The 23058-nt window shown below is 37.3% G+C and carries 21 protein-coding genes; 4 read left to right on the top strand and 17 right to left on the bottom strand.

What is annotated here, in order from left to right; genetic code table 11:
• Positions 1-26: 26 nt before the first annotated feature.
• The 5 genes from ACFSBH_RS11460 to ACFSBH_RS11440 all read right to left on the bottom strand — a co-directional run bounded on the left by ACFSBH_RS11460 (position 27) and on the right by ACFSBH_RS11440 (position 8554).
• Entirely contained in the window at positions 27-1565 is a 1539-nt protein-coding gene (locus ACFSBH_RS11460; RefSeq protein ID WP_251510442.1) for an AbgT family transporter, read from the bottom strand.
• 211 nt (positions 1566-1776) lie between these two features.
• A complete protein-coding gene (locus ACFSBH_RS11455; RefSeq protein ID WP_251510443.1) occupies positions 1777-2961 on the bottom strand; it encodes a NupC/NupG family nucleoside CNT transporter in 1185 nt (394 codons plus the stop codon).
• A gap of 467 nt (positions 2962-3428) precedes the next feature.
• On the bottom strand, positions 3429-5879 hold the full coding sequence (gene parC / locus ACFSBH_RS11450) for a DNA topoisomerase IV subunit A (protein ID WP_251510452.1): 2451 nt from the start codon (positions 5877-5879) through the stop codon (positions 3429-3431).
• A 60-nt stretch (positions 5880-5939) separates the two neighbouring features.
• Positions 5940-7898, bottom strand: a complete 1959-nt coding sequence (parE, locus tag ACFSBH_RS11445; RefSeq protein WP_251510464.1) for a DNA topoisomerase IV subunit B — start codon at positions 7896-7898, stop codon at positions 5940-5942.
• Positions 7899-8137: 239 nt separating this feature from the next.
• Entirely contained in the window at positions 8138-8554 is a 417-nt protein-coding gene (locus ACFSBH_RS11440) for a CoA-binding protein (RefSeq protein WP_251510466.1), read from the bottom strand.
• Between the two features lie 244 nt (positions 8555-8798).
• Here ACFSBH_RS11440 and plsY point away from each other — a divergent pair, with 244 nt between their 5' ends.
• The 3 genes from plsY to yidD all read left to right on the top strand — a co-directional run bounded on the left by plsY (position 8799) and on the right by yidD (position 10882).
• Positions 8799-9380 carry a glycerol-3-phosphate 1-O-acyltransferase PlsY gene (gene plsY, locus ACFSBH_RS11435; protein ID WP_251510475.1) on the top strand — a complete coding sequence of 194 codons (582 nt, stop codon included), beginning with the start codon at positions 8799-8801 and terminating at the stop codon, positions 9378-9380.
• 334 nt (positions 9381-9714) lie between these two features.
• Positions 9715-10641, top strand: a complete 927-nt coding sequence (gene folE2, locus ACFSBH_RS11430; RefSeq protein ID WP_251510486.1) for a GTP cyclohydrolase FolE2 — start codon at positions 9715-9717, stop codon at positions 10639-10641.
• A gap of 1 nt (position 10642) precedes the next feature.
• Positions 10643-10882: a membrane protein insertion efficiency factor YidD gene (yidD, locus tag ACFSBH_RS11425; protein ID WP_251510488.1), complete on the top strand. Its 240-nt coding sequence runs from the start codon at positions 10643-10645 to the stop codon at positions 10880-10882.
• 29 nt (positions 10883-10911) lie between these two features.
• Here yidD and ACFSBH_RS11420 read toward each other — a convergent pair whose 3' ends face one another.
• The 6 genes from ACFSBH_RS11420 to ACFSBH_RS11395 all read right to left on the bottom strand — a co-directional run bounded on the left by ACFSBH_RS11420 (position 10912) and on the right by ACFSBH_RS11395 (position 16910).
• Positions 10912-11211: a hypothetical protein gene (locus ACFSBH_RS11420; protein ID WP_251510490.1), complete on the bottom strand. Its 300-nt coding sequence runs from the start codon at positions 11209-11211 to the stop codon at positions 10912-10914.
• 2 nt (positions 11212-11213) lie between these two features.
• Positions 11214-11636 carry an acyl-CoA thioesterase gene (locus ACFSBH_RS11415; RefSeq protein WP_379597606.1) on the bottom strand — a complete coding sequence of 141 codons (423 nt, stop codon included), beginning with the start codon at positions 11634-11636 and terminating at the stop codon, positions 11214-11216.
• 137 nt (positions 11637-11773) lie between these two features.
• Positions 11774-11998 (bottom strand): small acid-soluble spore protein Tlp, encoded by a 225-nt coding sequence (gene tlp / locus ACFSBH_RS11410; protein ID WP_251510496.1) that lies wholly within the window; start codon positions 11996-11998, stop codon positions 11774-11776.
• A gap of 61 nt (positions 11999-12059) precedes the next feature.
• Complete coding sequence (locus ACFSBH_RS11405; protein WP_379597603.1) at positions 12060-12647, bottom strand: TlpA family protein disulfide reductase; 588 nt, start codon at positions 12645-12647, stop codon at positions 12060-12062.
• 224 nt (positions 12648-12871) lie between these two features.
• Positions 12872-15577: an aconitate hydratase AcnA gene (acnA, locus tag ACFSBH_RS11400; protein ID WP_251510503.1), complete on the bottom strand. Its 2706-nt coding sequence runs from the start codon at positions 15575-15577 to the stop codon at positions 12872-12874.
• Positions 15578-15812: 235 nt separating this feature from the next.
• Entirely contained in the window at positions 15813-16910 is a 1098-nt protein-coding gene (locus ACFSBH_RS11395; RefSeq protein ID WP_379597601.1) for an ATP-binding protein, read from the bottom strand.
• Between the two features lie 276 nt (positions 16911-17186).
• Here ACFSBH_RS11395 and ACFSBH_RS11390 point away from each other — a divergent pair, with 276 nt between their 5' ends.
• Positions 17187-17648, top strand: coding sequence for a DUF2621 domain-containing protein (locus ACFSBH_RS11390; protein WP_285853508.1), 462 nt, complete (start codon positions 17187-17189; stop codon positions 17646-17648).
• Between the two features lie 94 nt (positions 17649-17742).
• Here ACFSBH_RS11390 and ACFSBH_RS11385 read toward each other — a convergent pair whose 3' ends face one another.
• The 6 genes from ACFSBH_RS11385 to tkt form a co-directional block, all read right to left on the bottom strand.
• Positions 17743-18225: a CcdC family protein gene (locus ACFSBH_RS11385; RefSeq protein ID WP_379597599.1), complete on the bottom strand. Its 483-nt coding sequence runs from the start codon at positions 18223-18225 to the stop codon at positions 17743-17745.
• A 108-nt stretch (positions 18226-18333) separates the two neighbouring features.
• Positions 18334-19038, bottom strand: a complete 705-nt coding sequence (locus tag ACFSBH_RS11380) for a cytochrome c biogenesis CcdA family protein (RefSeq protein WP_251510511.1) — start codon at positions 19036-19038, stop codon at positions 18334-18336.
• Positions 19039-19255: 217 nt separating this feature from the next.
• Complete coding sequence (locus tag ACFSBH_RS11375; protein ID WP_379597709.1) at positions 19256-19846, bottom strand: DNA-3-methyladenine glycosylase; 591 nt, start codon at positions 19844-19846, stop codon at positions 19256-19258.
• Positions 19847-19977: 131 nt separating this feature from the next.
• Positions 19978-20202, bottom strand: a complete 225-nt coding sequence (locus ACFSBH_RS11370; RefSeq protein WP_251510514.1) for a YneF family protein — start codon at positions 20200-20202, stop codon at positions 19978-19980.
• A 45-nt stretch (positions 20203-20247) separates the two neighbouring features.
• On the bottom strand, positions 20248-20721 hold the full coding sequence (sirA, locus tag ACFSBH_RS11365; protein WP_251510517.1) for a sporulation inhibitor of replication protein SirA: 474 nt from the start codon (positions 20719-20721) through the stop codon (positions 20248-20250).
• A 144-nt stretch (positions 20722-20865) separates the two neighbouring features.
• Positions 20866-22866, bottom strand: coding sequence for a transketolase (gene tkt / locus ACFSBH_RS11360; RefSeq protein WP_379597596.1), 2001 nt, complete (start codon positions 22864-22866; stop codon positions 20866-20868).
• Positions 22867-23058: the final 192 nt, after the last annotated feature.

Genomic DNA, 23058 nt, shown 5'->3' with positions numbered 1-23058 from the left:
ACAGAGCCGTGAAGCCCTGTCCAATTTTATGGTTGATATAGTAATGGACCACCTGGTCCGAGTGGAATACCTAGCACCATCCAGACGATCAGCATCAAAGTCCAGCCAATCAAGAAGAAAATGGAGTAAGGTATCATTGTAGAAACCAATGTTCCAATCCCTATTTTCTTATCATATTTCTGTGCAAATGCAATAATGATTGCAAAATATGTCATTAATGGTGAAATGATATTTGTAGATGAATCCGCAATACGATATGCCATTTGTGTCAGTTCTGGAGAATATCCAAGCTGCATCATAATCGGCACAAATACTGGAGCCATCATTGCCCATTTCGCAGTAGCACTACCAATAAAGATATTGATTACAGACGTTATCAAAATGAACAATAAGATGAGCGGAATTCCTGTTAAATTAACACTATCTAAAAATTCTGCACCGTATACACCTAAGACAAGCCCCATATTCGTTTCGTTGAAAAATGCAACGAACTGTCCAGCCGTGAATGCAAGCACGATGAATGTACCCATAGAAGCCATCGTGTCCGACATTTGGTTTGCAACATCTTTATCATTCTTGATGGATTTCGTAACAATTCCATAAGCTATTCCAGGAATGAAAAAGATAATCGCAATAATTGGAACTAACGAACTCATAAAGGGGGATTGCACAATCTGAGCCATGGTATCTCCTTCTGTACCGCGTAAAGGAGCGTTTGGCGGCAATACAAGCAATAATGCAAGCACGACACCAACTACAGCAGCGATTACAGCCCAAACAAGCCCTTTTTTCTCTAATGGTTCCAAGCCTTTCAGCTCTTCTTTTTGATCACCATTATATGAACCAAGTCGAGGTTCTACGATTTTTTCCGTTACCCATGCGCCAATGAAAGTCAATAGGAATACAGAAACAGCAATAAATAGCCAGTTCATCGCTATGTTCATTGTTTCTGCATATGCAGGATCAATGATTGCTGCTGCTGCGATAGTCATTTCTCCAAGCATCGCATCTGTACCTGACAACAAGAGGTTCGCACTAAACCCACCAGAAACACCTGCAAATGCTGCAGCAAGTCCTGCAAGTGGATGTCTTCCGAGAGCTGCAAAGATTAATGCTCCAAGCGGAGGTAGTACTACATATCCAGCGTCCGAAGCAACACTTGACATGATCCCTGCAAAAACTAAACCTAAAGTAATAAATCGATTAGGTACTGATAATACAAATCCTCTAAGTACAGCACTTATCAAACCAGTTCTTTCGGCAATTCCAATTCCCAGCATTGTCAATAGTACAACGCCTAACGGTGCAAATCCAATGAAATTTGCAGTCATATTAGTAAAGATATATTGGATGCCTTCTGCACTCAGCAGGTTTTTAATTTCGACCATTGTGCCTTCTTCACCAGGATGCTCTACACTGATACCTAATGGCTGCAGAGCTGCTGAGAGCAAAATAACTAACAGCGCCAACAAGGCAAACAATGTAGCCGGATGTGGCAGCTTGTTCCCAACGACTTCTACACTATCTAAGGACCGTTGAAAAAATCCTTTTTTTCGTTTTACCATCTTCTTCCCCTCCAGCAATACAAAAAATAATATTGCGAAAATTCATGTTAATCAGGGTTAATTAGCCCAATAAAATTAAACACAAATGCTATACTAACAATTTTTACAAATTAATTCAACAGTAAAATTGGGACAAGAGGTAAAACCTCCTGTCCCAAATCATTTTTCTTAGCGTCAAAGTAAGATTTTTGATTACTTGATTTTTATTTTTTTAGAAAAAGAAACCTACGATAGTAGCTGTTGCCATCGATGTTAACGTAGAAGCAAGCAGCATCTTCATTCCAAACCGAGCAACTTGATTTGCCTTTTCACCGTTTACGGCCTGAATGGAACCACTAATGATCCCGATGGAAGAAAAGTTTGCGAACGAAACCGTGAATGTGGATACAATCGCTACCGTTTTAGCGGAAAGTTCAGGAATAAGCGGTTGAAATTGTAGCATAGCAACAAACTCATTCGTCACTAATTTCGTCGCCATGACAGCACCTGCCGATACGATTTCATGAGATGGAATTCCCATCAGCCACGCAGCCGGTGCAAAGATATATCCTAGAATTGTAGTAAAATCAATCCCGAGAATATTCATAAAAAGACCATTGACAAGTGCGATTAACCCATTATAAGCAACCAGCATCGCAGCTACAATCAAGGCAACCTTCCCACCGTCTAGTGCACCTTGAGAAATTGATTGGAATATCGATCCAGAGTCTGATATATCTTTTATATCAATTTGTTCATCTTCCTCATCTTTAATTGGTGTCATGAAGGAAGTAATCACCAAAGCAGACATGGAGTTCAACACCATTGCAACAAGAACATATTGCGGTGGAATCAGCAACATATAAGCTCCCATAATAGATGATGATACAGAAGCCATTGCTGAAGTGGAAATAATAAATAGCTTGTTCTTGCTCATATTGTCCAAGTGTGACTTAATCGCAAGTACCGCTTCACTCTGACCAAAGAAAATACTGTTAATGGCATTAAATGTCGTAACCTTGGACAACCCTGTTACCTTTGCTAAAAGTCCACCAATGTACTTAATGGCAAGAGGAAGTACTCTAATATGTGTTAAAATGGCAAGAAGTGTGGACGTGAATATAATCAACATCAACACATTGATGAAAAATACAGAGGCCCCTTCTTCGATCAAAAGTCCACCCACAACAAAATCTACACCTTCATAGCCATAACTAAGAACAGCAGTTACTCCATTGGAGATCACTTCAACAATCCTAAGTCCAAATGAAGTCCGAAATGCAATAATCGTCACAATAAATTGAAGTACGATTAAAATACCTATTGCTTTATAGTTAATCCCTTTCTTATCATTGCTCAGTAAATATGACAGGCCAAATACAAAGATTAGCCCTAAAACTCCAACTAGAATTCCCATTACTCCACCTTCTTTGGTTAAATTAAACGTAGTAAGGTACAATCACCTTATAAATCTAAGCTACAGAAAATTAATTTCCTCAAAATTTACCCCATTATTACATAATACTTTTCTATTAATAACCTTCCCTTTCTTCCATGGCATATTCGATATAAATCATTGATTCGCCAATTTCATTTAATTTTCCCTAAGTTTCTATAGCTTAAACGATGAATTGCAACCGTAAAAAATGATACATTTCTAAGATACAGCTGTCCAGTTATTTGATGAAAAAATCGCATTTACAATATATATCAAATTCTCGCACATTTTTCACAACAAAAAATGCAGAGAGTTTAAAATTCTCTGCTTTAATAAATATCTCACCTCTATTTTTTGGATAAAATAAGCAAGCAAATTTGCATGAAAATTTGCTTGCTTATCAATTATTGAACGATTATGTTGTAGTTTTCTTCACTTTTCGGTGATTATTCTTCTTTGTTTTCTTGGAAAGGTCGTTCATAAGTGGGTTCCTTCCAAACCTGGATTACTTCTCCGTCATGGTCCGTGTCAATGACGAATGATCCATTGCTTACTCGATCGCTGACCGATAGTTCCAATGGATAGATCGAATGGACCTCTCCATTTGATGTCTGTATGCTGATGCTATCCTCTTCATCTGCCGTAAAGAATCCCACTAAGCGGTGTGGTTTACTTTTTAATTCTCTAAGCATGAGAAGGCCACGTTTTGCTCTTGTTGACTTTTGAAAATCGTTGAGATTCATCCGTTTGACGGCACCTCTTTGTGTAATGATTACAAGGGATGGATCAGCTAAATCATCAAAGATTTGACCGCTAACAACATACTCTCCATCTTTCAATTGGATTGCTTTAACTCCAGCAGTTCTCTGACCAGTCGGTTTTACCTCTGACTCATGATACCAAAGACCATATCCAGTATTGGATGCAATAAATATATCAGAATAACCCTTCGTTTCATATACATTAAGTAATTCATCATCACCTTTAAGGTTAATTCCGATCATTGCTCTACCATGTCTTTGAGTTTCATACTTGTCCAATTCTGTTCGTTTAATCATCCCGTTCTTAGTGATGAAGAGAAGATATTTATTATTCGTATATTCTCTAATAGGTAAAGCTTGAATTAACTTTTCGTCCTTTTCGAGACTGGTAAAATGAGAAATGTGAGCTCCGAGTTCCTTCCAGCGTATGTCTGGCAGTTCATGGACAGGGAAATAGATGAACCTGCCTTTATCAGTAAATAAAAGGAGATGGTCAGTAGTATTTATTTCAAATAGCCCTAACAAGTAATCTAAGTCTTTCATCGTAATATCATCATTGTTGGAAGCTCCATAAGAACGTAAGCTCGTGCGTTTGATATAACCATCTTTCGTTACAGATACGACTACATCTTCACTTGGAATCAATACTTCAATATTGATTTTTATTTCTTCAATTTTTTCTTCTATTTGGGTCCCGCGACGTGATTTAAATCTTTTCTTAATGTCTCTTAAATCTTTTTTGATTGTTTTCATTAGCATAGCTTCACTAGCTAATATTGCTTCGTATGTTTTAATGCTTTCTTCTAGCTCTTTCGCCTCTTTTTGCAGTTGAGTGATATCGGTGTTTGTTAGGCGATATAGTTGAAGATTCACAATGGCTTCTGATTGCTCTTCTGTAAATCCATAAGCCTTTATTAGTTGCCTTTTTGCATCCGCCTTATCTTTTGAAGCCCTTATCGTTGCAATGACATCATCTAAAATGGAGATGGCTTTGATTAGTCCTTCTATGATATGTGCTCTTTTATTTGCTTTATTCAAATCATAGGTTACTTGCCTTGTAACAACCTCTTTTTGATGATTGATGAATGCATCCAACATTTGAGGTAAAGTCATGAGCTTAGGTGTTTTATCTTCAATCGCTACCATATTAAAATTATAAGAAACTTGCAGATCCGTATTCTTAAAAAAGTAGTTTAGAATTCCTTCAGCATCTGCATCCTTCTTTAACTCAACTACAACGCGCAAACCTGTACGGTCAGATTCATCTCTAACTTCCGCTATCCCATCCACTTTACGATCAACTCGTAACTCGTCCATCTTTTTAACCATATTAGCTTTATTCACTTCATATGGAATCTCTTCAATGACAATTTGTTGTCGACTGCCGCGCAGATTTTCGATTCTTGTTTTACCCCGGACGATTATCCGGCCGCGACCCGTTTCGTAAGCCTTCTTTATTCCGTCGACCCCTTGAATGATTCCACCGGTAGGAAAATCTGGTCCCTGGAGGACTGACATCAATTGTTCTACTGTAGCCTGGGGTTTATCTATTTTCATAATTACTGCATCAATGACTTCCTCAAGGTTATGAGGCGGTATATCTGTTGCATAACCAGCTGAAATTCCCGTTGAACCGTTCACTAATAAATTCGGAAATTTTGCAGGCAGCACAACAGGCTCGAGAGTCGTTTCGTCGAAGTTGTAAATGAAGTCAACCGTTTCCTTGTCGATATCACGCAATAGTTCAGAAGCAATTGGTGATAACCTCGCCTCTGTATAACGCATTGCCGCAGGAGGGTCCCCATCAATACTCCCATTATTACCATGCATTTCAATCAGCTCTTCTTGTAATTTCCAGTCCTGGCTTAATCGGACCATCGCATCATAAACAGAAGTATCTCCATGTGGGTGGTAATTACCGATAACGGTACCAACTGTTTTAGCCGATTTCCTGAAACCTTTATCAGCTGTATTTTTTTCTTCATGCATTGCATACAGGATTCTTCTTTGAACAGGTTTTAAACCGTCTCGAGCATCTGGAAGTGCCCGGTCTTGTATTATATATTTACTATATCTGCCGAAGCGATCACCGATCACTTCTTCTAAGGATAAATCAAGAAATTTTTCTTTTTGCATTACCTAATATCCCCTTCTACTATCGTCATAGCCGTGCTATATCTAAACTTGCAATCTTCATCATGATTCCTTGCGAATCTTTTCATTATCAATGATATTTGTGTCTTCATCTAGCCCGAATTTCACGTTTGATTCAATCCAATTGCGTCGCGGTTCCACTTTATCTCCCATCAGGGTGGTTATTCTCCGTTCTGCACGAGGGAAATCTTCAATAGTCACACGTATTAATGTCCGAGTCTCAGGATTCATCGTCGTCTCCCATAATTGGTCTGCATTCATTTCACCTAAACCTTTATAACGTTGGACGATATAACCAGTTTTAAATTTTTCTATCGCTTCTTTCATCTCTGACTCATCCCAAGCATACACTACCTGTTCATTCTTGCCTTTTCCTTTTGATATTTTAAACAGAGGAGGAAGTGCGATAAACACCTTACCTGCTTCGATGAGTTTTCTCATATATCGATAAAAGAAAGTGAGAAGCAGCACTTGTATATGTGCACCGTCTGTATCGGCATCCGTCATAATGATGATTTTATCATATTGAACATCATCCAGATCAAAATCTCCACCAACACCGGCGCCTATAGTGTGGATCATAGTAGCTATCTCTTCATTTTTAAAGATATCTTCAATTTTTGCTTTTTCTGTATTGATTACTTTTCCTCTGAGAGGTAGTATAGCTTGGAATTTCCGGTCTCTTCCTTGCTTTGCCGAGCCGCCTGCTGAGTCTCCCTCTACTAGATAAAGTTCATTTCTCTTTGGATTTCTTGATTGTGCAGGTGTTAATTTACCACTTAACAGCGTGTCTCTTCTTTTTCGTTGCTTTCCTGTTCTTGCTTCTTCTCTAGCTTTTCTAGCAGCTTCTCTCGCTTCTTTTGCCTTAATAGCCTTATTGATCAGAAGTCTGGACGTATCGGCATTTTCCTCAAGGAAATATGCTATCTGTTCGGAAATAACTTGATCCACTGCCGAACGGGCTTCTGGGGTTCCTAATTTCCCTTTCGTTTGCCCTTCAAATTGCAATAAATTTTCAGGGATCCGCACAGAAACAATGGCAGTTAGCCCTTCACGGACATCCGCTCCCTCAAGATTTTTGTCTTTATCTTTTAAAATGGAAGTTCTTCTTGCGTACTCATTAAAAGTTCTCGTAATGGCTGTACGAGTCCCAACCTCATGCGTGCCTCCGTCCCTTGTCCTTACATGGTTCACAAACGAAAGCATGCTCTCTGCATACCCATCATTGAATTGGAAAGCAAACTCCACTTCTATGCCATTACTCATCCCTTCGAAAAATGCCACAGGATGAAGTACATCTTTATCTTCATTTAGATATTCCACAAAAGATTTCAATCCATCTGGATATTGAAATACTTCTTTTTCATCGGAGCGTTTATCCTCCAACTCAATATGAAGGTTTTTCAATAAAAATGCAGATTCACGGAGTCTTTCTGAAATGACTTCATAATCGTAGACAGTTGTAGAGAAAATCGATTCATCCGGCTTGAAATGGATAAGTGTTCCTGTTTTTCTAGTTGGTTTTCTTTTTTCCAAGTTACCTACTGGTTTTCCGCCGTTTTCAAACCTTTGAAAATACGTAAAACCATCCCGGAAAACAGTTACTTCCATCCATTCTGATAAAGCATTCACTACAGACGCTCCGACTCCATGAAGACCACCACTTGTTTTATAGCCTCCTTGGCCAAATTTCCCCCCTGCATGAAGTACAGTAAAAATAACTTCTACCGTAGAAGTACCCGTTGCATGCATACCTGTAGGGATTCCTCTTCCATTATCTAAAACAGAAATACTATTATCTTTATGTATCGTAACTTTAATTTCATTTCCATGTCCAGACAATGCTTCATCAACTGCATTGTCCACGATTTCAAATACTAAATGATGGAGTCCACGTTCGTCAGTGCTGCCTATATACATTCCCGGTCTCTTTCTTACTGCATCAAGACCTTCCAGCACCTGAATGGAATCATCAGAATATTTATTCGCTTGATTAGCCAAAGTTAATTTTCCCCTTTCAATACGTTAAATAAAGCAAAACAATTTTATACCTATTCTCGTTTCTCTATATCAATCTTAGAACAAATGTTTGTAAATGTAAATGAAAACATTGTAACGACAAGCTTTTACTAAACTATCTTAACCTAAAAAAGGAAAAAAATATACTATTTCTTAGAAATTCAGGATAGGAGCATATTGAAAAAAATAACAGGATGAACATAGCCACCCTGTTGATATTGTTATTTTACGAGAACTGCATGGACTACTTTAATACATAAATCCATAATAACAGTAAAGTCTCTTTCTTTTAAATAATGATAGGCTTCTTCATTGACAATACCCTGTTGTGCCCAAAATACGCGACAATTTGTTTTTGCTGCATCTGCGGCCACCTCTGGTAAATACTCGGGACGGCGAAACACATTGATGATATCAATTTCATCAGGAACAGCTTCTAGAGTTGGATAAGCTTTTTCTCCAAGAACTTCGTCGACGGTTGGGTTAACGGGAATAATTCGATAGCCTTGTGCCTGCATAATTTTTGAAATCTGATACGCTGTTTTCTCTTCATTGTTTGAAAGTCCAACTACCGCAATTGTTTTTGCATCTTCCAAGATCTTTTTTAATGATTCTTTTGATGGGTTTTCCCAGCTCATACATACCCTTCCTTTCCTTCTATGGTTTATACACTTACTTTAGTCACATCATAAGTAGATTAGGCAGGATAGTCAACTAGATGGTATTTCAATAACAAGCATTCACTACCCGAAAAAATAATACTCTTTACATACAATTCATGCTAGAATAAGCTTAACATACTGTTGACTAAATATAGAAATAATATTATTATTTTGCTACGGCAGTGTGGTTATACTATTGATGAAGGAAGTAGGATGATGTATGGAAATTGTTGTGTTGGCCTTAGTTGCTTACCTACTGGGCTCTATTCCTTCTGCATTATGGGTTGGAAAATTAGGTTATAACAAAGATATCCGTGAACATGGAAGTGGTAACTTAGGCGCTACCAATGCATTTCGTGTACTTGGGATCAAAGCTGGTATTATTGTTACATTATCGGATATATTGAAAGGAACTTTGGCTACAGTTTTACCACTATTATTTGATGTATCGGTTCATCCTCTGATAATTGGATTATTTGCAGTTGTTGGTCATACTTATCCCGTATTCGCTCGATTTAAAGGTGGAAAAGCTGTGGCAACATCTGGTGGCATTATTCTTGGCAGTTTTCCAATTTTATTCGTAATTATGATTTCAACCTTTTTATTGACTTTATATCTATCGAAGTATGTTTCACTATCGTCCATGATAACAGGTGTTGTTAGTATCCTTTTATCATTATTCTACCAAGATCTTGTATTGATCATCGTTATTTCTTGTTTAACGGCATTTGTTATTTATCGCCATAAAGATAATTTGAAACGAATCAAAAATGGAACTGAACCAAAAATTAAATGGATGTAAAAAATGAAGTGCAGCTAAAAAGCTCACTTCATTTTTATTATAATTTATTGCTTTATATAATTGCTTCCTTCTGTGGCTCCGCAGCCCAGAGAGGCAGACTAAGAGGTCACGACCTGTGCCGTCGGAGGCTAACGGGCCGCCTGTGGAAAGCAAGAGTATTTGGACTGTGGACCTTGGGTAGAAGTATTTTATTCAATTTAGTATGTATGCAAATTGTCTGCTACTGTTGATTAAATACTAGAGATCAATTGCTCTATTCAAAACGAATATATTGAATTAGCTCAGACGATTCAGTATACTATAATCTAGTCAATAATAGAAAGAAGGCAAGTTCATGACCAAAACTTATTCTATCAAAAAACTACCGAATAAATCGGACAGGCATAAACTTTTTGGTTCTGTAGAACCTACTCTAAAGACGAAACCTACAGAAAAAGAAGACATGGCAGACCTTCAGAATCAGAAGAAAGATTTCTTATTTGCTTTGGATGCTGTCGGTATTGCAAACGTTAAACATCCAATTATTGTAGAAAGTCATATAAAACCATATAAACAAACAACGATTGGTAATTTTAAATTTACCTCATCTCTTTCGCAAACAAGTAAAGGTACAAATATGAGTCGCTTCACAGAACAGTTAAATACGTATTATCAAGAAGGATTCGTTGTAAACTTTGAATCTCTCAAAAAATTTACAAAAGAACTAAGTGAACGACTTGATCAAAAAGATGCGACTATTGAAGTCAGTTTCCCTTGGTTTTTTGAAAGAAAAGCTCCTCAAACCGGTCAATCTGGTTTAAACCATGCGGATGTTAGTATGTCTGTAACATATGACAGGGAATCAGGATTTCATATTAATGCAAGTCTAGGCGGTAAAATCACTACCCTATGCCCTTGCTCAAAAGAAATCAGTGAATACAGCGCCCATAATCAGAGGGGCACAATCACAATGGAAATCGGATTTACGGAGGACTTTAATGACAAAGAAACCGACTGGAAGCTCCATTTATTAGAAGCAGCGGAAAGTAATGCATCGAGCCGACTTTATCCTGTTCTAAAACGGCCGGATGAAAAGATGGTTACAGAGCATGCATATGAAAATCCTCGTTTTGTCGAAGATATGGTGAGACTAGTAGCTGCTGACCTATATGAGTTGGACTTTGTATCCAAGTTTAAGGTCACTTGCAGAAATGAAGAATCAATTCATTTACATGATGCAATAGCTTCTGTCACCTTTGATAAATTTACTGAAGTGATGTAAAATGAAATATATTTTCATTGGAATGATACGATTCTATCAGCTTGCAATAAGTCCCTATACACCTGCATCTTGCAGATTTTATCCAACTTGTTCCAGTTACAGCTTAGAAGCTTTCAAACGGTTTGGCGTTTTTAAAGGCTTTTATCTCAGTGTTAAACGAATCAGTAAATGCCATCCTTTCCATCCTGGAGGGGTAGACTATGTACCTGAAAAAATAGATAAAAAGAAAAAGACCAAATGATTGCAGATATCGCAATCGTTTGGTCTTTTTTATAGATTAAAGCGTTCTATTTGTTCCCTGACGCCTTCACGTTCTAGTATTTTCCGCTGTTGTTCTCCAAAAAGGTCATAATGCGGATAGCTAGCTTTATAGTCAATCCATTCTTCTCTAAGTCCATGTTGCCTTCCCCAGGCTTTAAGTCGTTCTACATCATTACATCCAACTTTAGTCACGGTATTACAACCAGGAAAGCGATCATCTAGCCAATAATGAGTAAGGAAGGCTATTTGTCCATTACGGACTTTCGCTTTCCACTGCTTTAATTCTGCACGATTTATTCCAAACGCCATCTTTATTCCCCTTCAATCAACTTACTATAAATTTCATGCCAATCCGGAAATTTTCTTCTCAATGAAAGAGGACGAAATGTTTCTTTATCAACAATTACATGCTTCGTTGTTCCTCGAACTGCAACCTCATTATCTTCCCCAATAACCTCATAACTGTATTCCGAACGTATCCCATTGTAACTCGACAACCATGTGTCAATGGATACAGCATCTCCATACCGTACAGGTTTTATAAATGAAACCTGAGCATCAATAACTGGTGAAACGACACCTTTCCTCTCCATTTCTGGATAGGATAAACCTAGGGCATTAATCAACTTAGTCCTTCCAATTTCAAACCAGATTAAATAATTAGCATGATATACAACACCCATTTGGTCTGTTTCCTGGTAGCGTACTTCAATTGGTGTCCTTACTTTATTCAATATGTAATCCCCCATAACTAAAAGTTTAATCTTATCTATGTCATTATCCTATCATATTTCAAACCAAACGTTGTACAACGAAGTTCAAACAAAGAAGTGGACCTTAAATCATTGATGATTTAAGGTCCCTTTATTAGTTAATGTCGATCGTGATACTCATCCTTAATTTCAGATCTGAATCCTTCAATCGCTTCTCTACGTCGCTTATTCTTGGCGGCTATTTGTTCTTTATCCAATCCATCGGAGAACTCCATCGTCTCTTCGGCTTTCTCGATATTTTCTAAAGTTTCATGAATCATATCTTGTAATTTATCGGCATTGTCACTTCTGTCATCAGGTTTTGGTTTATTTTTATGTGGCATACAAATACTCCTTTCAATCATAGTATTTGTATGTTGTGTTGAATCGATGAAAATATGCTCATCAATTTAAAGTGTGGAGCATTTCTTCCATGAGCTCATATGTCATTGGACCAACATGCCGAGGTTCTTGAATGACACCATCTGAATTAATAAAATATGTTGTCGGCAATGTGAGAACTCCATATTCATGACCTACCAATCCTTCACTGTCTAAAGGTGAAGGGAAAGTATAACCATATTCGTTGAGGAATTCAGCAACTTTATCATTTTTTTCCTTGAAGTTTACTGCGATTACATTAATGTCGTCCCCATATTTATCATAAAACTCTTGCATTTCTGGCATTTCTTCCTTGCAAGGAGGACACCAAGTGGCCCAAAAGTTTAGAATAACTTTTTCACCCTTTAATTCTGAAAGCTTTACAACTTCACCATCTAAAGTTTCTAATTCAAAATCAGGTGCAATTTCACCTGGTTGTATACCGACACTCTCAGCCGGGGCAATCATTCCTCCTGATACCGATGTATCTCCTGTCACGTCATATAAATTCGATCCTGTATCTTCCACTTCATTTGTTTCAGCAAAAGTGTTATAAATCATTATACCGACGAGTATGATAATAAAACTGATTCCAAAAACAATTTTTTTCACAAGATCTCCTCCGACATCTTTTACTATGTTAGTTATTTCGCTGCATTTTTAGGTAAATGCCACTAAATTATTAATAGTCATTAACGACAATTAACTTTACTTTAATAGTAAATACTATGTAAATAGAAGTAAAGGTATTCGCATCATTGTTCGGAATTTAGTCATTAAAAAAGAAAAAACCGCTAAGTCATTTCAATGACTTAACGGTTTTTAAATATCATTATTTATGCAAGTTTCTCACGTAATACCATTTGTAAAATACCACCATGGCGGTAGTAATCAATTTCCACTGGACTGTCAAATCGAGCAATCGCAGTAAACTCAGTTACTTTTCCATCTTCCGCTACAGCAGTAACTTTTACCGGACTATTTGGTTGAATGTTTTCATCAATATCAACTGAGAATGTTTCTGTACCAGTTAATCCAAGCTTTTCAGCACTATCACCTTTTGCAAATTGAAGTGGTAAAACACCCATCATTACAAGGTTGGAACGGTGGATACGCTCATAGCTTTCTGTAATAACTGTTTTGATGCCGAGTAAGTTAGTACCCTTCGCAGCCCAGTCACGGGAAGATCCCATACCGTAGTCCTTACCACCAATAACAACCAAGCCAGTGTTGTTTTCTTTATATTTCATTGCGGCATCATAAATTGGCATGACCTCTCCAGTTGGCCAGTAAGTTGTATATCCGCCTTCTGTGCCTGGAGCCAATTTATTGCGAATACGGATATTTGCAAATGTACCACGCATCATAACTTCATGGTTTCCACGTCTTGATCCGTAAGAGTTAAAGTTTCTAGGTGATACACCTTTATCTTGTAAATATTTTCCGGCTGGCATATCTTTAGCGATTGCTCCAGCAGGTGAAATATGGTCAGTTGTTACAGAGTCGCCGAAGTAACCAATAGCACGTAAGTTTTTAAGTGGTTCTACCTTACCTGCATCTTTGGATAGACCTTCAAAGAATGGAGGGTTTTGGATGTACGTTGAATCTTCATCCCACTCAAATAATGGCTCATCTGTAGTTTCGATTTCATTCCATTTTTCATTAGAATCAAATACGTTTTCATACTCTTTACGGAAAATCTCAGGAGTAACTACTTTAGCCACTTCTTCCTTGATTTCTTGAGCAGATGGCCAGATATCATCCATGTAAACTGGGTTTCCATCTTTATCTGTTCCTAATGGATCTTTTCTTAGATTGATATCAACTGTTCCAGCAAGAGCATAAGCAACTACTAGTGGAGGTGAAGCAAGATAGTTAGCCTTCACTAACGGGTGAATTCTTCCTTCAAAGTTACGGTTACCAGATAATACAGATGAAGCGATAAGATCTGATTCCATAATAGCTTGCTCAATCTCTTCCAATAATGGCCCTGAGTTACCGATACAAGTTGTACATCCATAACCAACTAGGTTAAATCCTAATTTATCAAGGTATGTCTGTAGACCAGCATCCTCCAGGTAACGTGTAACCACTTTAGAACCAGGAGCTAGTGAAGTTTTTACATGCTCTGGCACAGATAGACCTTTTTCAACCGCATTTTTTGCCAGCAACCCTGCACCTAACATAACATACGGGTTTGAAGTATTCGTACAAGATGTAATTGCAGCGATAGCAAGAGATCCTGTTCGCATTACTGATGTTTTTCCATTTTTATGGGTAACGATCACTTCTTTATCAAACTCGGATTTATCTTTACCGAATCCTTGGTTACCCTCTTTAGCAGTAATTGCTTTCTTGAATTCCTTCTGCATGTCGGATAAAGCAATCAGGTCTTGCGGACGTTTTGGACCAGACAGATTAGGTTCAAGTTTTGATAAATCAATGATTACAACATCGGAATACTCTGGATCGCCTTCTTCTGGATCATACCAAAGATTATTTTCTTTACTGTATTTCTCAACAAGATCAATCTGCTCTTGGCTACGTCCAGTTAAATATAAATAGTTCAACGTTTCTTCATCCACAGGGAAGAATCCACAAGTTGCACCATATTCTGGAGCCATGTTGGAAATTGTTGCACGGTCTGCAAGAGGCAAGTCTTTCAAACCTGGTCCGAAATATTCAACAAATTTCCCAACGACATTCTTTTCACGCAATACTTGAGTGACTTTCAACGCAAGGTCTGTTGCAGTTGTTCCATTCGGGAAGCTGCCTACAAACTTAACTCCAATTACTTCAGGAGATGGGAAGTAAGATGGCTTTCCTAACATTCCGGCTTCTGCCTCAATTCCACCAACACCCCAACCAAGAACACCTAGACCGTTGATCATTGTCGTATGAGAGTCTGTTCCTACAAGTGTATCTGGGAAAGCTTCGTAATTTCCTTCATCGTTCTCAAGTGCATGAACTACATTCGCGAGGTACTCCAAGTTCACTTGGTGTACGATCCCCGTTGCAGGAGGAACTGCACGATAGTTATCAAATGCTTTTTGCGCCCAGTTAAGAAACTCATAACGCTCCGCATTTCTTTCAAATTCAATATCCATGTTTGCTTGAAGTGCATTTGGTGTTCCATATTGGTCAACTTGTACCGAGTGGTCAATTACTAGATCAACTGGTACTTCTGGATTGATTTCATTAGGTTCTCCACCTAGATCTACCATTGCTTTTCTTAAAGATGCCAAGTCCACGACAGCCGGCACTCCAGTAAAGTCCTGAAGGATGACACGGGAAACCTTGAAAGGTACGTCCACACCTTTGGATTCTTTACTGCCCCATTTTGCAAGGGCTTCTACATGCTCATCTTTAATTTGATGATTATCATGCTGACGCAGTACGGATTCTAGAAGAACACGTACGGAGAATGGTAGACGGTCAATCTTACCTAACCCCTGTTCTTCAAGTGTTTTTAAATGGTAATAGTTATAAGTCTTACCGTTTAAATCGAATTGCTTTCTCGCTTTAAATGCATCATTTGACATAATTTTACCCCTTTCTTAGTTGCTGCCAATCTTTGTTTCTAACAAATTGGTGTTTAACCATCCCATCACAAAAAAAAGAAAGATTAATAGACCTTTACTTACTATATTATCGGATTGTAAGCGATAAAACAAATCATTAGTCAATAATCTCCTATATAATATTGTTATGGTTTGCGATAAGTTCTACTTATCATTCTGATAATAAGAATGGACTATATTGATTTATAGTCCATTCTCAGCTCGTCGTTACTTTTGGAAAATATAATTGAAAAGTACTGCCTTTAATATCGTTTTTCATAACTTTTAAAAAACCGCCATGTCCTTCAAGAATCTGCTTTGTTATATTCAATCCCAATCCTGTGCCATTCTCTTTTGTCGTAAAGAAAGCCACCCCAATTTGATCGATAACTTCTTGTGATATGCCAACACCTTCATCTTGTACATTAATTACTGTATGTTCATCGATGGTTTCCACGAATAAGTTGATATTACCAGGTTCATTCATCGCTTCTATTGCATTTTTAATTAAATTTATCAATACCTGCTTAATTTGTGAGCTGTCGCAGTATATCTTCTCATTTATTGGCTCATCAACTTGTAATGTCACATTCTTCAATCTTGCTTGCGATTGTAATAATAAAACTACGTCACGAATTAAATTTCCTACGTTTTCATTTTTTCTTGTATGTGTTGATGGTTTGGATAAAGACAAAAGCTCGGATGTAATTACTTCAATCTTTTCAATTTCATCCTGCATAATTCTATAGTATTCATCTTTATGATTTACTCCAGCTTGAAGAAGTTGTAGAAAACCTTTAATTGCAGTTAAAGGGTTCCGTATCTCATGAGCAATACCTGCCGTAAGCTGACCCAGTACAGACATTTTCTCCGCTTGGATCATCAATTCTTTCTCTCTTTTTATTGAACTTAAGTCCATAATTTTGCTTACAACAAATTTTTGTTCAGAAAATTCATCTGTTATCCTTGCCGCATGAATTTCTACATAAATCTCTTCCTGCTTATTTTTGTGCTGTAGCTCCGTTCGCAATCCAGCATCGCTTTCCTCTGTCAAATATTGCTCTATTTTTTCCTTTTCAATGGGTTGAAAACGCTCATACCAAGGTTTGCCTATCAACTCATCCTGCCCATACCCAAGTATTTTTTTTACTGACTCACTGACAAAACGGATCTGATCTTGCTCATCCCAAACAACAAACGACTCATTCGAATACTTACCCATCCAATCCAACACTTTCGTTGGCAATCTTGAAAAGTCAGCTATTGCAGATAGTTGATCATTTAAACCTAATGAATAAACCTCTCCAATCTTCATCCGATTCTCCCCTTAGTCAATAATAACTATAGCTTTCACGTATTCACTCAAATTCTATATATAAATTCCCTGTTAATTCGACTAATTTCTCTCTCATTCAATCATATGCCAGTAACCATGAAATTATTAAACTTGTTACTTAGACATTTTATCCATATAATATGGTTAGATATATTTTTATCTTACTATAAAAATAAATAAAAATAAATTATCTCTAAGATAAATTTATCAATTAGTGATAATTTTAAGTGTAAATTAAAGAATAGGTGATTTAAATTGAGTATTATCATCGTATTATGGGGGTTTCTACTGATCTCGTTAATGGCTATCGGTGGTTACTTCATGTTCCGTAAATTCCTTAAAAGCTTACCGAAGGAAGATGGTAAATCCATACTGGATTGGGAAGCACATTATGTAGAAGAAACAAAACATTTGTGGTCGGAAAATGAAAAAGCCCTGCTGGAAGAGCTTGTTTCACCTGTACCTGAACTGTTTCGGGATGTCGCTAGACAAAAGATAGCCAGTAAAATAGGTGAAGTTGCATTAGAAAAACAAGAAAATTCCATATCACAAGAAACGGTTATTGAAGGATATATCTTGGCGACTCCTAAGCGAGATCATAAGTTCCTTCGAAAAAAGTTAAAACAGAAAGGTATAGCAGTTACTCCTTACGAACATCTATTTTCCTTGTCCATGAGTGACTATCGAGAGAATTGGCAGGAAAGTTATAAAAAATGACTGTTATTGTTTAATCGTATTGCTTTTTTGAAAAAAGAGCCCACACAGAAAAGCACCGCAATTGTTAGTCGTTTTCTAACAATCGCGGTGCTTTTCAAATGGGATGCTTTTTTAGTTCCATTGATTTCTTTAATTGTAAAAATTGATAAAGCATGACAATCCGCCATGTTAATATCATACCGAAAGCTAGCATAAAAAATAATCCGGCTGTTTCCCCAAGTGAGATATACCCACCGATAATAATCTTAAGTATGAGCCGCACAACCAATAACCCGAACAAGATGTATGGAAAGGCTTTTGATGGATTTAGATAGATTGCCTCTCCCCGGATTTCAAATTTAGATGATTTAATCAAAATAATAGAGAAAATCATCCCAACGAGAAACGACTCCATTACTTGGTACCAACTAATTTGGAAATAAGGGAAAATGAACATCAATGCACCTGTACTCATAAATAAAGGTGGTAAAATAATCTTTTTTACTGTTGCTGGCTTTTTTACCATCTTCATACGTACAAATATCATTGCAATAGCCATCATCATTGCACCGATGGTACTAGCAACTGCCCAAAACATGCTTAATCACTCTTTTCAAAATAGCATTATTCTCTCATTTAATTTCAATCCATACTTTCCATTCACAGCATCAACAATGTTTTTTCTTCCTTTGACAGTTCAGCAATCTTAGAATCCATAAAATCCGAACCAGTCAGCTAAGAATGCAGTTACACCTGTCATCCAGTCGAAAAACAGAGCGACACCAAAGAATATCATAACATATCCACCAAATTTCACAATTTTCATGCTGTGTTTTTTGATCCAATTCATTCTACCGATGAAGAAGGCCATCACTAGGAATGGAATGGCAAAACCTAATATATAAGCAATCATCATCACCATCCCTGTTTCAGGATTGGTTGCGGCAAGTGAAAATACGATTGCCAAAATCGGTCCTGTACAAGGTGTCCAACCTAATGAGAATGCAACCCCAATCAACAATGTTCCTAAATAACCGCTCGGACGATTTTTAAATTGAATTTGTCTATTTTTCATTAAAAATTTAAAATTCAATATACCGACAATTACTAACCCGAAGAAGATGATAAGTATTGCTCCGACCTGTCTAATAATATCTTGGTACATCAATAAAAATCCAGAAATGGCGGATGTTGAGAATCCAATCGCAATAAATATGCTTGAAAATCCGATTAAGAAGAAGATAGTATGCATTAAAGCTTTACGGTTCAGCTTTTTATTCTCTTCATTCAAATCATTAATACTCATTCCAGTGATATAAGATAGAAAAACAGGGTAAATGGGTAACACACAAGGTGAAACAAATGATAGAAATCCGGCGCCAAAAGCCAGAAATACGTTAATTTCAGACATACTAATCCCCCTACATATGCATGTGTACATATCATAGTATCAGATATAATACAGACAAACTCACCTGATTTTGACAATTAGCCAACATTTGGTTTCTATTCACTTTCCTATTACTAGTATATAGAAATGCTATTGTCTTGTCGTTTAATCAGCTTATTCTATTAATCATTTTAATAAGTGGGTCAGTATTTTAATCCTAAGATTTTGGGGATTAAAATCACCTGGAGATGAATGGGTTATTTTTGATCCAAAATCGATAAGGATAATCTCGGGCTTCACCTGTATTAGGAATCCCTATCCTTGGGCCTGTCAGTATATTATTTACTTCCCGCCCTTCTGCAATATATAGAGGATGCTCATATATCGGTTCTCCATATGAATTCATTGTTATTCCCATTGCTTTCGTTAATTTTCCAGGTCCGCTCGTCAATTGCTTTAATTGACGAACCGGTCTTCTTTCGAGCATATAATCGATTCCGGCTAAAGGTTCAATCGCCCGGATTAGTACCGCTTCCGGGGAATCAGCCTTCCCACTGACAATATTAAGAAGACAATGTGTATGCATTTGATAGGTATAGATAAGTCCAGCTTCGTGGAACATTATTTCAGTACGTTTGGTCCGTCTATTTCCATAGCTATGCGCTGCCTTATCTTCCGCTCCAAGATATGCTTCTGTTTCAACAATGTAACCAGAAGAAGTACCCTCTGAATGTTCATGGACAAGAATTTTTCCTAGAAGCTCCTTTGCAAGTTGAAGAGTTGGTTGTTGATAAAATGATTTAGGCAATCTGTTATACTTGGGCTCAATATTCACAGTATTCCCTCCTGTCATAATCATTGATGAAAGTAAAAATACGAAAACCACTTCATTCTGCTTAGTATTTAACAGAAAAAGTGGTTTTTAACATTACATTATTAATAGGCTCAATTTTTCATCACTTATTGTTTATCCATTTGATTGCCCATTGCACGCATCATTTGATTGATTTTTTTCTGTGATGGTTTTTGGCCCATTTGCATCATTAATGTACGAAGCATTTGCTCATTGATTGGCGGATTCTTCTTCAAGTAGTTCATCATATATTTTCTAGCAATAAAAAATCCAAGAGCAACACCTGCTATTAAAGTACCTATAGCAATTAGTACTACCCAAATTATATCCATGTGTGTCTTTCCTCCTCTGCGACTATCTTCATCCAGTATATAAAATTAATGGAAGGAATACAATATTGGATTGTCCAACATCCGATTATTTTTAACGGATAACCAGCCATAATCTTTCAAAGAATTACTGATTACGAAATAAAAATGTGGAGATTTACGCAAAGCCGGGAAAAAAAACTCTTCTACGTCTTCTATCGATGAACAAGTGACTTCTAAATGACGATCATCTTCGTAGATAGTCATCGTTTTTCCTTCCCAATAAATCTTCAAGTACGTATTCCGTTTATCAATAATCAATCTTGCATCCTTCTCTTGTATGTAATTAGCAATATCATCTAAGTTGAGCGGTTCTATAACATAGTTATATTGTAACTGGATATATTTAAAGTTTGGTCTTTCTTTGAATTCATTTAAAAAACGATAAAGGATACCTGTCTTGTAAAAATAATGTTTTGCTATTTTCGACTTAATAGAAAAAATAGAATACGTATACATGGAAAGCACCCCTTTTCGTTCCATTATACGTATTCTCTTTTACGATTGCTGTCAATTTCTGTAGGAAGACAACCACTAGTTTTGTCGAATACATAAATCATTCCCAAAGCTAGTCTATTACATACTAGCTTTGGGAATATTAGTTTCACAACCAAAGAACGTTATGTCTTAGTTGTCCAACAACTTTTCAGTTAATTGTACTACATTTTCTACAGTAAAGCCATATTCCGCAACCACTTTGTCGCCAGGAGCAGATGCACCAAAACGGTCAATAGCAAGGATTTCTCCTTCATCCCCTGCATATCGTTCCCAACCTAAGGAAGCTCCCATTTCAATTGCAAGGCGTTTCTTCACAGTTTTAGGAATTACACTGTCTTTATACGCTTCATCTTGTTTATTGAAACGATCCCAAGATGGCATGCTGACAACGGAGACATCGATACCTTTAGTTCTTAACTCTTTTTGAGCTTCTACCGCTAAATGAACTTCAGATCCAGTTGCAAGTAGGATAGCATCCGGAGCTTCCTTTTCAGCTTTGCTGACTACATATGCACCTTTCTTAACACCTTCGTACGCATTCTCATCTGTACCAGGAAGTGTAGGTAGATTTTGACGAGTGAGTACAAGTGCAGTTGGCTGATCTGTTGATTCTATAGCTAATCTCCAAGCTGCAGCTGTTTCATTCGCATCTGCAGGACGGATCAGAGATAGACCCGGCATCGCTCTTAATGCTGCCAAATGCTCAATTGGCTCGTGTGTCGGACCGTCTTCACCAACTGCTATGGAATCATGAGTAAATACGTAAGTCACTGGCGTTTGCATGATGGAAGCAAGACGGATGGATGGACGTAAGTAATCACTAAATACGAAGAATGTACCACCATATACTTTCAGTCCACCGTGAAGTGCCATACCATTCAGTGCGGCACCCATTGCGTGTTCACGAACACCGAACCAAATATTACGTCCAGAGTAATCTGCTTTTGTGAAGTCTCCTTCATCTTCCATCATAGTTTTGTTGGAACCTGCTAAGTCTGCACTACCACCAAAGAATGTCGGTACTGCGTTTGCAATAGCGTTCAACACTTTTCCAGACGAAGCCCGAGTTGCCATGGAGCTGCCTTCTTCAAAGACTGGCAATACTTCTTCCCAATTCACGTCAAGTTCGCCTTTTATTGCAAGCTCTAATTGAGCAGCCTCTTCAGGATACTTTTCCTTATAAGAAGAAAAAGTATTGTTCCATGCATCTTCTTTCTCTTGTCCATTCACTTGGATTTTTTCTTTGAAATCTCCATATACTTCTTCCGGTACTTTGAATTCTTCATGAGACCATTTATAATATTCTTTTGTAAGACTAACTTCATCTTTACCAAGTGGTGCACCATGAGAAGCTGCTGAATTTGATTTATTCGGAGAACCATATCCAATAATCGTTTTCACTTCAATCAATGTTGGTTGTTCCGTGTTTTGTTGTGCTTCTTTAATTGCTTCACGGATTTCTTCTAAATCATTTCCATCCTCTACACGAAGAACTTGCCAACCGTAAGCTTTAAATCGTTGTTCTGTATTTTCTGAGAAGGAACGGTCTAACTCACCATCTAAGGAGATGTCGTTTGAGTCATATAAAGCAATCAGCTTTCCTAAACCAAGATGGCCTGCTAATGATGCTGCTTCATGTGAAATACCTTCCATCAAATCACCGTCACTTACTAGCGCATAAGTGTAGTGATCAATAATTGCTATATCCTCTTTATTGAATTTAGCTGCGAGATGCGCCTCTGCCATAGCCATACCTACAGACATTGCAATTCCTTGTCCTAATGGACCAGTAGTTGCTTCAACTCCATCTGTATAATGTACTTCCGGATGTCCTGGTGTACGCGAATCCCATTGACGGAAGTTTTTGAGGTCATCAATCGTTACATCATAGCCTGATAAATGTAATAAACTATATAATAGCATTGAACCATGACCTGCAGAAAGCACAAAACGATCGCGATTAAACCATTTTGAGTTTTTTGGATTGTGATTCATGAAATCCGTCCAGAGAGCATATGCCATAGGTGCTGCACCCATAGGTAATCCTGGGTGTCCAGAATTAGCTTTTTCAATTGCATCAATGGATAAAGTACGGATTGTGTTTACCGATAATTGTTCGATTGTAGACATGTAATTCTCCTTTCAATCTTCTTCATAGTATGTATCTGTATCTATTCTATAATGAATGTTTAAACTTCACAAGTTAATTAAGATGAGTGATTGAGTCAAGTACTTGTGGGAGTTTTTTAAGTCCCTTATTTTATACTGTTTTCGTCCAGTGTTTTGTTAGCGTTATCAACCCTATATTGCTCTAAAATGTTT

This window comes from Oceanobacillus luteolus (genome assembly GCF_042678205.1).
GTDB lineage: Bacteria > Bacillota > Bacilli > Bacillales > Amphibacillaceae > Oceanobacillus > Oceanobacillus luteolus.
This window is presented reverse-complemented; position numbering and strand designations above follow the sequence as displayed.

Excerpts from the sequence above, each read along its gene's own strand:
- sirA (WP_251510517.1), bottom strand. The coding sequence starts at position 20,721 with ATGGAACGAAAAGGGGTGCTTTCCATGTATACGTATTCTATTTTTTCT.
- ACFSBH_RS11460 (WP_251510442.1), bottom strand. The coding sequence starts at position 1,565 with ATGGTAAAACGAAAAAAAGGATTTTTTCAACGGTCCTTAGATAGTGTA.
- folE2 (WP_251510486.1), top strand. The coding sequence starts at position 9,715 with ATGACCAAAACTTATTCTATCAAAAAACTACCGAATAAATCGGACAGG.
- parC (WP_251510452.1), bottom strand. The coding sequence starts at position 5,879 with ATGCAAAAAGAAAAATTTCTTGATTTATCCTTAGAAGAAGTGATCGGT.
- ACFSBH_RS11385 (WP_379597599.1), bottom strand. The coding sequence starts at position 18,225 with ATGTTTTGGGCAGTTGCTAGTACCATCGGTGCAATGATGATGGCTATT.
- ACFSBH_RS11395 (WP_379597601.1), bottom strand. The coding sequence starts at position 16,910 with ATGAAGATTGGAGAGGTTTATTCATTAGGTTTAAATGATCAACTATCT.
- yidD (WP_251510488.1), top strand. The coding sequence starts at position 10,643 with ATGAAATATATTTTCATTGGAATGATACGATTCTATCAGCTTGCAATA.
- tlp (WP_251510496.1), bottom strand. The coding sequence starts at position 11,998 with ATGCCACATAAAAATAAACCAAAACCTGATGACAGAAGTGACAATGCC.
- ACFSBH_RS11440 (WP_251510466.1), bottom strand. The coding sequence starts at position 8,554 with ATGAGCTGGGAAAACCCATCAAAAGAATCATTAAAAAAGATCTTGGAA.
- ACFSBH_RS11370 (WP_251510514.1), bottom strand. The coding sequence starts at position 20,202 with ATGGATATAATTTGGGTAGTACTAATTGCTATAGGTACTTTAATAGCA.
- acnA (WP_251510503.1), bottom strand. The coding sequence starts at position 15,577 with ATGTCAAATGATGCATTTAAAGCGAGAAAGCAATTCGATTTAAACGGT.
- ACFSBH_RS11420 (WP_251510490.1), bottom strand. The coding sequence starts at position 11,211 with ATGGCGTTTGGAATAAATCGTGCAGAATTAAAGCAGTGGAAAGCGAAA.
- tkt (WP_379597596.1), bottom strand. The coding sequence starts at position 22,866 with ATGTCTACAATCGAACAATTATCGGTAAACACAATCCGTACTTTATCC.
- ACFSBH_RS11380 (WP_251510511.1), bottom strand. The coding sequence starts at position 19,038 with ATGTCTGAAATTAACGTATTTCTGGCTTTTGGCGCCGGATTTCTATCA.
- ACFSBH_RS11455 (WP_251510443.1), bottom strand. The coding sequence starts at position 2,961 with ATGGGAATTCTAGTTGGAGTTTTAGGGCTAATCTTTGTATTTGGCCTG.
- plsY (WP_251510475.1), top strand. The coding sequence starts at position 8,799 with ATGGAAATTGTTGTGTTGGCCTTAGTTGCTTACCTACTGGGCTCTATT.